This is a genomic window from Planctomycetia bacterium (assembly GCA_016795155.1).
Lineage (GTDB): Bacteria > Planctomycetota > Planctomycetia > Gemmatales > HRBIN36 > JAEUIE01.
The window spans coordinates 16,251-27,120 of sequence record JAEUIE010000050.1 but is presented as its reverse complement, the minus strand read 5'-3'; the positions used below and the strand labels follow the sequence as shown (position 1 = coordinate 27,120).

General features: G+C 49.0%; 6 protein-coding genes. 3 read left to right on the top strand and 3 right to left on the bottom strand.

Annotation, left to right across the window (positions count from 1 at the left end):
* Window positions 1-5: 5 nt before the first annotated feature.
* From JNJ77_16860 to phoU, 3 genes are all read right to left on the bottom strand, one after another.
* Entirely contained in the window at window positions 6-2,945 is a 2,940-nt protein-coding gene (locus JNJ77_16860; GenBank protein ID MBL8824259.1) for a DUF1559 domain-containing protein, read from the bottom strand.
* Between the two features lie 210 nt (window positions 2,946-3,155).
* Window positions 3,156-3,851: a response regulator gene (locus JNJ77_16855; GenBank protein ID MBL8824258.1), complete on the bottom strand. Its 696-nt coding sequence runs from the start codon at window positions 3,849-3,851 to the stop codon at window positions 3,156-3,158.
* Window positions 3,852-3,891: 40 nt separating this feature from the next.
* Complete coding sequence (phoU, locus tag JNJ77_16850; GenBank protein ID MBL8824257.1) at window positions 3,892-4,560, bottom strand: phosphate signaling complex protein PhoU; 669 nt, start codon at window positions 4,558-4,560, stop codon at window positions 3,892-3,894.
* A gap of 205 nt (window positions 4,561-4,765) precedes the next feature.
* Between phoU and JNJ77_16845 the strand changes: the two genes are divergently transcribed.
* The 3 genes from JNJ77_16845 (at window position 4,766) to ccsA (ending at window position 10,767) form a co-directional block, all read left to right on the top strand.
* Window positions 4,766-5,974, top strand: a complete 1,209-nt coding sequence (locus JNJ77_16845; protein ID MBL8824256.1) for a galactose mutarotase — start codon at window positions 4,766-4,768, stop codon at window positions 5,972-5,974.
* A 177-nt stretch (window positions 5,975-6,151) separates the two neighbouring features.
* The gene (locus JNJ77_16840) at window positions 6,152-8,311 is read left to right on the top strand and encodes a cytochrome c biogenesis protein ResB (protein MBL8824255.1); all 2,160 of its coding nucleotides are present in this window, start codon (window positions 6,152-6,154) and stop codon (window positions 8,309-8,311) included.
* Between the two features lie 35 nt (window positions 8,312-8,346).
* On the top strand, window positions 8,347-10,767 hold the full coding sequence (gene ccsA, locus JNJ77_16835; GenBank protein MBL8824254.1) for a cytochrome c biogenesis protein CcsA: 2,421 nt from the start codon (window positions 8,347-8,349) through the stop codon (window positions 10,765-10,767).
* Window positions 10,768-10,870: the final 103 nt, after the last annotated feature.

Genomic DNA, 10,870 nt, shown 5'->3' with positions numbered 1-10,870 from the left:
ATCAATTACTTCTTGACAGGTGCTTCCTCTTCTTCCACCAGACGTTTCTTCTTGGTGGTAGCAGTTGGAGTACCAGCATCGCTTCGCGGACCTACTTCGAATGTCACCTTGCTTGCGATCAGATCAATGGCACCAGCACTATCTCCGCCATTCATGGTTGACAATGCCTTGAAGACTTCAGGCGAAACATCCTTGGAAAGGAAACGTGTCGATCCATCAGCCATCATTACCCATACCCCCTGCTTGCCGGAGTAGCTGGGGGATGAGAAGCCTCCACGCTTGCCTACATCATTGCCAGCCAGGCTCGTGCCACGTACGGTGGAACCACCACCCGCCAGCCAGGGACCTAACAGCGCTTTGTCAGCTTCAATCATGAAGATGGTATTGGACAAGCCATCTTTAACATCATCCGGAGAAGTCTGGCGATCGTAGCCGAAGATACCGGCGCGAGGATCACTCTTGGGAAGATATGCTGCATCTGGCCCGACACCAGCCATGCCGACAAAATGCGTTGCAGCCAGTGGCTGATCGATTCCATGCATATTAACGTATATGGAAGAAGTGCCTGCAGAAGGATTCAGGAAGTGCGGCACAACAATGCGTGCCATTTCCAAATTCGAAGGAGTACGCCAGGAGCGTTCTGGATCGATGCTCTCCCGCATGCTGAAATACCTATCATCTCCGAGGTAAGGCAACAGTTCCCTGAAGAAGCTGACCCGTTCGTGAGCAGGGTAAGGACGTGGGCCTCGTTCTGCATCGAAAGTACGTGGATGAGCGCCAAAGGGGAATACAACTGGGCGTTTATTGTTTTTCAAATCATCTTTGAGGTAGTTAAGACTCGCTGCCAGGTCACCATACTTGAATTTACCACTGGTAATTTCCTGCTTGCCTCGAATCTGCTGCATCCAACCCTTCATATGTTTTTGGGTAAAGTCAGATAATGAGCTTTTCACCGTTGCAGTAATGATGATGTATTCTTCAGAACGTTCGATAGAGAGGCTGCCTGATGGTTCAGTATCAGTTGCGGTAGAAACCTGTTGCGCACCAGGTCTGCCTTGTTGACCGAGATTTGTTGGAGGACTATTTCCTTCTGAAGCTAATCCAGTTCCAAATCCACCACCAGTGATACCTTGAGCGTTTCCACCACCTGAACTCGATGTCGCACCAGGTGCACCCGCACCACCGCCAGGTCCAGGAGCCATGCCGCCTTTTCCACCTAAGGTACTTCTGCCAAATGTTCCGCCAGTTTGACCGCCAATACCACCACCTATCGAAGCCTGCTGATCTTCTGTAAATCCAGCAACCTGCTTCAATTTGAAGTCAAAGCCAAAAATATCATGCAGATCATCCTTGGCAATTGATGTCAAGAGCTTTTCAATATCATTCGTGATTTCACGAACAACACTTCTGCCTTTGCACGCAACTCCTACTCGTAATGAAGGTGAGCCTGTGACAGCTGGTAACGCGACAGCCAACGTGTCAATCTCTTTATTTCGCACAGAGGGAAGGCGATTCAGATAAAACATGTATTCAACGAGAATAGGAAATTTGGATGTTGCCTTGTCTGCAAAAAGGCATAACGATTCAATCTTTGTATCCTCGGTATATTTGATAAGACGACGCATCTTTCCATCAAGTGTACGATATCTCTCAACACGAGATGAATCCGGAAGATTGACTGATCCTGCACTTGCACCTTCATTAGGTTTTTGGGATGCCCCTCCCCCCAATGCAGAAGGCGCACCAGTGCCACCCGAAACGTTTGTCCCGCCTTCAGCACCACCAAGCCCCCCGACTGAAATACCACCACTCGTTGGCCCATCGGGTGGTGCACCATTACCACCGGAAGCACCAGGCAAAGCTGCCGTTGTTGGTGGATCCAGATTTTTTTCAACTGTAGGTGGATTCTCGAGCAGATCCTTCATGGTCACTTCATCTGCATATACGAGTGTTTTGACATCTACTCGCCAGAATGCCGCCTTGTCTTTCAGTGCATCCAATCCGGGAATGCGTTGACCTAGAAATTCGGTCATGAAATCAATTTTGCCGATGTAATAGGTTTTACCTTTGATGGTATTCCCTGATTCACTAAGTTGGATGGTTTTCTTAACATCATCCCAGTTGTATGGGGAAGTAGTTCGGATAACTCCCACCACCTGGTTGTAATCCTTGATGCCACCCAGAACTACCTGTTCGATCATGTTGGCAGGCATGCCAATCCGTTTATCAATATCTTCTTTCTTGAACGCACCCGTTGCAAAAAGACCTTTGTTGTATTCACTGTCAAGGAATTTGTTCAGGTTCATATGAAAGACAACATCCACCCGGTTAGGCAGATAATTGGTTGGTTCTTCGCCGACAGAAGTCGACATGGCTGCATCATCTTTCTCGCCTGCCTGCTTCAATGAGTCTTCATAAATTCTGAGTGCTGCCTGTGCCAACGTTGCATTGGAGCTGTCTTTCGACAGTGCTTTGATGAACTGTCTGGCCCCTGCGTTTCCTGCCAGAGCTTTATCTTTAATGGCATTCAGCAGGGCATTCTTGCCACCTTGAATCTTGTTCACCACGTCGCTCTCGAGAAGCTCACGCAGTTTCTTGCCAGCTTCTTCCGCCTTGGCAACATCTGCCAGGGAATCAGCTAGTTCAGAAGCCTTAGTGGTCAGTTCAGCAACATCAGGCTGTGCAGTGCCCGTGCCTTCTTCTGAACTGCCTGATTGTGGCTGATTATTGGCAGTCTGTTTGCCTGTTGGACCAGAAAGCGGTGGTTTTTCACCACCCGACATCAGCATGAAAATAGTAATACCCACTCCGAGCAGGACAACAACACCAACTACTGAAAGGATGATCAGAAGACTGCTGGAACTACCTTTCTTTTTCTTTGGAGCTTCGCCCTTATTGGATTTGTCCAACTTCTTGGGTTGCTTGGACTTATTCGGTGCGGGCATTCTTAACTCCTTCGTCGTACAGGTAGCTATCTGGTGGCTAGAACGTGCCCCTACCATACAGACGTATGAATAGTTGAGTTCGATTGTAAAGGAGAATAGATTCTGTGAAAAGCGCAATTCCCGTAGCAGACTAGGGTTGTGCTGTATTCAGCCCTTACGACCCTATCATATTGCCATTTATGACACAGCACAAGCTAATGTTAAAGAACCTCAGGTTGGAGATTCTTTGAGCCGGTACCCAATCCCTCGAACGGTTTCAATGAAATCACCTGCAGAACCCAATTTGCGTCTTAATGATTTCACATGCACATCAATAGTTCTTTCCAGAACAATCGCCCCATCACCAATGGCAGAATCCATCAGGTCATGGCGGGTGAAGGCCCTTCCAGGTTGCCTGATCAATGTCTCCAGCAGCCGGAATTCTGTCGGAGTCAGGGCCAGGGTATGGTGGCCATGCAACACCTTGTGGCTGCGCTTGTCAATTTTGATTTTTCCAAAGGCCAGAAAATCGTTATCTACCGATTCAGGCAGAGATTTTCGGCGTAATAACGCCTTGATGCGCTGTAACAGTACTTTGGTACTGAAGGGCTTGGTGACATAGTCATCGGCCCCCACGGCAAAGCCTACGATCTGATCCGATTCTTCCGATTTGGAGGTCAGCATCAATACGGGTATGGAAGAGGTTTTATTCGATGATTTCAATTCCTTGCAGACATCCAGGCCACTCATTCCAGGCAGCATCAGGTCAAGAATAACGGCATCGGGCAGAATGGTCTGAGCTTTCCGCAATCCATCTTTCCCATCGTGAGCGACGAATACTTCGTAGCCATCCCGTTCCAGATTGTAAACCAGCACATCCGTCAATGATCGTTCATCTTCCACCAGTAGCAGTTTGTCCTTGGCCATGCTTTGCATATCTCCACAGTTTCAAGCAACAGGATTGATTTCAATCTCTGATTGCTTCGGGATGATGCCTGATGATAGTTCCATCCACCAGGTAGACAACATCCTCTGCAATGTTCGTAGCGTGATCGCCAATTCGTTCCAATTGGCGGACCACGGAAAAGAGGTTCAGTCCTGGTTCGACATTGTCAGTTGATTGCTTCATGAAGCGGATGATCTCGACAATGATCTCGCGGTTGAACAGATCAATCGAGTCATCCAGCCTGCACACACGCTTGGCGGATGAAGAATCGAGGTTCATGAATGCATCAAGGCTGTCTCGCAACATGGAACTGACCAAATCGGCCATCGTTCGCAGCGTGGCAGGAATGGGGATTGGCGAGGACATGGCCAGGCTGTAAACCCGCTCGGCAATGTTCGCGGCCAGGTCCGCCATTCGTTCCAGGTCACCATTGATTTTCAAAATAGTGGCAACACGTCGCAAATCGATCGCTACAGGTTGGTGTAATGCGAGGATTTTCAGACAGTCTTCTTCGATCTGGTTTTCTTCCTCATCGATGGCGTTGTCATCATCCATTAATTCCCTTGCCAGTTCTGCGTCTCGGTTGAACAAGGCTGAGATGGACTTTTCCACGTAGCGTTCGACATCACCTGCCAGTGAGAGAATGCGTTTCTGGAGCTTTTCCAGATCACGATTCATGTGGATCGACATAAGACGAATCCTTCCGGCTGAGCCTGCTTCGCTACACCACGATGCAGGCTCATCCTAGAGTTAAAGATGTAGAATACGTTAAGAATCTATGTAGATCATAAGGGGTTATTGCGCCAGATGCTACGGCGAGTCTGGCCTGAAAAACAGTTGCAATACCCTGCTTCGATTATACACTGCAAGCTACCAAGCACGGAGAGACTCTGTCATGCACCGGTTGCCTATTCTCTTGACTGGACTTTTGATGATGAGCGTAACAACACCGATCCAGGCACAAGGCCGAGCCACCTTTCAAAAAGTACCCTTCGGGAAAACCAGCACGGGGGAGGCGGTTGACCAATGCATTCTGACCAACAAGAACGGCATGGTGGTCAAAATACTAACCTATGGCGGCATCATTCAGGAACTGCATGTCCCCGATCGTGAGGGCAAGTTCGCCGATGTCTGTCTTGGTTTCAGCAATCTGGAAGGTTACCTGGCAGGTCATCCTTATTTTGGCTGCATCACTGGCCGGGTGGCCAATCGTATTGCCAAAGGCAAGTTCACGCTGAATGGTAAAGAGTATTCGCTTGAGGTGAACAATGGCCCCAATAGTCTGCACGGCGGCAAGGTCGGGTTTGATAAGAAAGTCTGGCAGTTCCTATCTCAGGTGGATGGCCCCGATTATCAGGGCATCAAACTCAAGTATGTCAGCAAGGACGGTGAGGAAAACTATCCAGGTACTTTAACCACCCTGGTGAGTTATTACCTGACAGATGACAATCAACTCAAAATCGAGTATGAAGCAACGACAGATCAAGCCACTCCACTGAATCTGACCAATCACAGCTATTTCAATCTGACAGGCGGCAAGGAAAACGTTCTGGGGCATAAGCTGAGACTTAACAGCAGCCAGTACACGCCAACCGATGAGACCATGATCCCGACAGGCAAGGTTGACGATGTAGCAGGGACACCGCTCGATTTCTTCAGCAAGGAACACACTATAGGTGAACGCATCGAACAACTCTATTCGACGCCTGCGAAAGGATATGATCACAACTACCTGGTACATTCTGCGAAGTATTCCGCGAAACAGGGGCAGGCTGTCATTGAGAAACAGGATGAGCAAATACAGTCAATGTCTAAACGACACCAGGCTGATTTGCGATTTTGCGCTAGTGTAGTTGAACCGCAATCGGGTCGAGTGATGCATGTTTTAACCACTGAACCCGGCGTTCAACTGTACACAGGCAATTTTCTCGATGGCAAACTGACGGGAAAAAATGGGGTGGTCTACCAGCAACACGCCGGTTTCTGTCTCGAAACACAACATTATCCTGATTCCATCAATAAACCGCAGTTTCCCACGACCGTTTTGAATCCAGGCGAAACATACCGCCAGACAACCATTTACGCTTTCAGCACCAGCAAGTAGTAAGGTTCATTTAAACAGGAATTTTCAGCCGTGTTATTACTACATCTCGGAATTCGATAAAGTAGTTTGCAGCAAACTATATGCAAACAGAGTCTGGCACGTAAAATGTAGACATCCCACCAGTTCTGGACAAGGTTCTTGACTTGTCTTGTCTTTTGTGATTTCGGGAAATGACGCATGACCTCAACCGCGCCGCGCGATGTCAAGAAAATTGACCATTCGCCGGCAAACAAGCCTGCCATCCAAACAGGGGCAACGTCGAAAGCACCGTTCTGGAAGATGGCACGTACACTTGGTTCGCTTCACCTTGCGCTGACAGCGGGAAGTGTTTTCACCATCGCCATGATTATTGGAACTTGCCTGGAATCATGGTACAGCGACAAAATCGCTCAGGAACTGGTCTATTATTCCTGGTGGTTTACCGCACTGCTGGGTGTGCTGGCTTTATGTATTTTCTTTGCTGCCATGAAGAAGTGGCCCTGGAAGAAGCATCAGACTGGTTTCCTGATCACCCATGTCGGTTTGTTAACCATGCTCGCTGGTGGCGTGCTCAACAGTTTTTTTGGCGTGGATGCCATGATGCGACTGGTCGATTCCCCTTTTGCTTCGGAACAGTTGCGTATTCCCCAACGATCCAATGAGGTTAGTCTCAGCCAGCAGATGATTCTTTCTCTGGATCGTTTAAGACAGGAAAAAACTGGTAAAGGTGAATGGGAGAACAAACAGATTGATGTAAAACCAGGACCGCTTCCCTGGGGATCGGAATTAGGGAAATCCATCAAGGTTCCCGGACTGATCGGTTCCATGGCCTGGCTCGCCAATCCTTTTCCTCGTTCCATCAGCACTGCTTTGTATGATGATTTACGACTGGAAGTCATAGCCCATCTTCCGCATAGCCGCCTGGAAACACTCGAAGCAGCGGAAAGCAAAGAGTTCGGTTTCCCAGCACTGAAACTCGAAATCAACACTAAAGAGACCATGCGGGTTAAACCTTCCTGGATCGCGCTGGCGATGGATCAGGACCGTAACCTGTTCCCGTATCTGAATACTATTCGCAACAACATGCTGATTGAATTTCATGGCAAATTTCATTCTGCTCTGATTGATGAATTCACCAAACCAGTCAGTAACGATCAGCGAGGGAAGCAGGGCCAACTGGTGTTCGCTATCGGCCAGGAAAAGATCCGCGTGGATGTTGCCAGCAACATTGGCAAAACAGTTCCACTTGGTAAATCAGGCTGGCAGCTTGTTCTGGAAAAATACGTTCCACGACCTAACAGCCAGGATGTCAATGAGTCTCCCGATTTTCCAGTGGTAACCGGGGAAGTCATTTCTCCCGACGGCAAGAAAACCAAGTACCAGATCGCTGGTCGCAAAGTGGAATATCCAGGCCCACTCGATCATCTCAGCACACCAACTCCAGACCTGGCAGAGGGGTTGCCTGCTGTTTTCTACCATGCACCTGATGTTCGTTTCGGGTACGACGGACTGGCGACGGGCAGACCGCACATTAAATCACTGCTGCAATTCATGCAGACCACGGATGGAAAACTTTATTTCAGAACCTTCATCGAGCAGGATGGCAAAATGTTGCTGGAAGATTCCGGCGAAGCGCCACCCAGTGGAGTAGAGCAACGTATCTGGGATCGCCATGCGGGCAGCTTTATTATCACCGAGCATCTGCCTCATGCGAAACCTTGCGTGCAGCGCGTGGTTCCTATAACGAAGCGACCTGGACTTCTGGATGAAGAAAATCCCCCTGCCTTACTCTGTCGTGTAATTCTGACGAAGAAAGACTTGCAGAATCAGACACATGCCTTTTCCAAAGAACGGTGGATCGCATTGGGCCGACAGGCTCATTTCGCCATTTCGGGCACACTTGATAACCAGACTTTCAACGAGCCAATCAAGCTGACTTTCGGGTATCAGCAGATGCAATTGCCATTTTCCATTGAATTAACACGGGCAGAATCGCAACTTGATCCCGGCACTACCCGCGCTGCCACCTATACCAGCTTCGTCAAAGTAAACGATGAAAAGGAACTCAGCGAACTCTATAAGTTCTTCGGCGGCCAGGCTTACCACGGCGACAACTTCATGATCACCATGAACGAACCGCTCGATCATCGTGGTTTCAAAGTATATCAATCTCGTTTTGAGCAGTTTGGCCTGGATGAAACGACTGGCAAACCCATGGCAGGTTCTGTATTTACGGTAGGTCGCGACCCGGGTCTCTGGCTGAAATATCTGGGAACGGGTATGCTGGGGCTGGGTATTGCAACCATGTATTACATGAAAGCTTACTTCTTCAAACCGAAAAAACGCCAAACGGTATAAATCTCACTGAGCCTAAATCTCCTGAGAAGGAGTGAATGATGAACGATTCAACCTGGACAACACGTCGCGCGATCACTTTGGTGCTCATCGCCGGTAATAGCATTCTTCTCCTTGCCATGGCTTACAAGGTGATTGAGCCTTACTGGTATGGGCTGGCCGTTCAAACGCAGACGAGTTCCGAAACCCGGCTGGAATTGCCCGAGTACGACTATTCGAGTTGGGCATCTTGGCCGGTATTGGAAGAGGGACGCATCAAGCCGCTGCAGACCGTGGCCATCGAAACGGTACGCAAAATCACAGGCCGTGCCAGCCTGGATGGCCAGAAGGCCATGCCAATATTCATGTCCTGGCTCTTCTATGTGCCACAACAAAAAGACAAGAACAAAATCGATTGGGACAACTACCCGATCATTTTGTGTGAAGACCACGAGTTACGAGCAGCGATTTATGGCGTGGACAAAGATGATCCTCAACATGCCGAGAAAGTGCATTCCAAGAGAATTTCTCCGAATGACCTACACAAGTCCGTCCCCTTCCAGCGCTTGGTGGTTGCAGTGAATCGAAAGCGCGATGTTGACCCGGATCACTATAAGCAGAGTCTGGAACCTCTTGAACGCAAGGCAGAATCGGTATCTGACCGATTTGGCTACTACCAGCTCATTACCGGCTCCATGGAACTGCGGAACAAAGCAGCAACAGAACGGGAAAACCGAAGACTCCTGGCCGACCCGGTTCATTATGTTGCGCTGGATAAAGTTCCCAACTCATCCTGGTTCTCGATGGGTGAATTGCGTTACATCACCACGACCATGCGTGCTCCCATGTTGAGTCCCCAGGAAAATGCCAATATGGCGTGGTGGGACATTATGAGCCAACGAGTCAGCCTGCTGCCCAGACTTTATCTTTCAGAAGAAGTACGCAAATCGCTCGAATCATTCCAGCAGGCGCTTAAAGAGAATCAGATTGAGCCTGTCATTCGCGATTTGGAAGCTGTTTTTCAGAAACGTGCCGATTCACAGGTTGCTGCTTCCAGAAAATCAGCATTGGAACAACTCGATAAAATGTCCGAAGCAGACTTCACCAAATTCGCAGCCAGCATGGGCCAGGCAAACCTCACTAAACAGGAGATGAAAAAGAAGATCACCGAGATGATGCCGCCCGAAAGCGAAACAACCGTAGCCAAGGATCGCGTTGCGCTGAAGAATCTCAAACAATCCATCCAGAATATCCGCAAGCCTTTCATCGTTGGTGATGAGCGACACAACCAGATGTACATGGCATATCTGGAAATCAAGCATCCCGATATGTACCTGGCAGCAATCAAATCACAACCATTCCCTGAAACACAAGCCAAACAGGTGCTGGCTGCCTACGATGCCGTGGGCAATGCGTACCGCAGCGGGAATGGCAGCGAATTCCAGAATGCCACGCTGGCCTTCCAGAAAACTCTTACCGAAGTCAGCAGGGAATTTACCCAAGGCAATTATCCTGGTGAGAATACGACTCAACTGGAACTCACGTTGAATCGAGTCGAGCCTTTCAAGTGGGCTTGGATCTCCATGCTGGCAGCAGTCATACTTTTTGCACTGTCACTGCGACTGGATAACCGGACACTTTACTTTGCAGGCTTTGCACCACTGCTCATTTCTCTTGGCTTCCAGATATTCGCTTACTATGGTCGGGTGATGATTTCAGGCAGACCTCCGGTCAGCAACATGTTTGAAACGGTAGTGTTCGTCGCCAGCATGGGTGCGGTATTCGCATTGATGCTCGAATGTTATTACCGAAATACCATAATCATCCTCGCTGGTTCGATTGTCGCTACACTCGGGATGATCCTTGCTGATCAACTACCATATAGCCGTGGTTTCGATGCCAAGATTGACCCACTGGTACCCGTGCTCCGCAGCAATTACTGGTTGATCATCCATGTGATGACCATTGTGGCCAGCTATGCAGCAGGTGCGCTGGCCTGGGCGATTGGAAACATTTCTCTGGTGCTCTATTGGTTCAATTCCGATCGCCGCGATCTGCTGAAGAATCTTTCCAATCTTTGCTACTCAGCCATCAAGGTTGCAGTATTGCTCTTGGGTGTTGGTACGTTGCTGGGCGGTATCTGGGCTGCAGAATCCTGGGGGCGATTCTGGGGCTGGGATCCCAAGGAAACCTGGGCACTGATTGCACTGGTGGTTTATCTGTTGCCGTTGCATGCCCGTTACATCGGCTGGGTGAAAGACTTCGGCATGGCAATCGCCTCGGTTGTTTGCTTCTCTGCCATCGTCATGTCGTGGTATGGCGTTAACTTTATTTTGGGTGCCGGTCTACACAGTTATGGCATGGGTGATGGTGGCCCGTGGACGATATTCCTTATTGGCTCCATCAATCTGATGTGGGTACTGCTGGTTTGTTTAAAACGAATCAATAGAGAAATGTCAGGACAGGAACTGGCTGCATAACAGTTTGTTGAATATCCATTGAACAGGGTCGAAACTGAGTACAGTTACGACCCTGCCACAACTCACAAGATTTCGTTGTATTCACTCTGATGAACGGAGAGCA

Coding starts and splice junctions, on each gene's coding strand:
- JNJ77_16840 (MBL8824255.1), top strand. CDS start 6,152: ATGACCTCAACCGCGCCGCGCGATGTCAAGAAAATTGACCATTCGCCG.
- JNJ77_16860 (MBL8824259.1), bottom strand. CDS start 2,945: ATGCCCGCACCGAATAAGTCCAAGCAACCCAAGAAGTTGGACAAATCC.
- ccsA (MBL8824254.1), top strand. CDS start 8,347: ATGATGAACGATTCAACCTGGACAACACGTCGCGCGATCACTTTGGTG.
- JNJ77_16845 (MBL8824256.1), top strand. CDS start 4,766: ATGCACCGGTTGCCTATTCTCTTGACTGGACTTTTGATGATGAGCGTA.
- phoU (MBL8824257.1), bottom strand. CDS start 4,560: ATGTCGATCCACATGAATCGTGATCTGGAAAAGCTCCAGAAACGCATT.
- JNJ77_16855 (MBL8824258.1), bottom strand. CDS start 3,851: ATGGCCAAGGACAAACTGCTACTGGTGGAAGATGAACGATCATTGACG.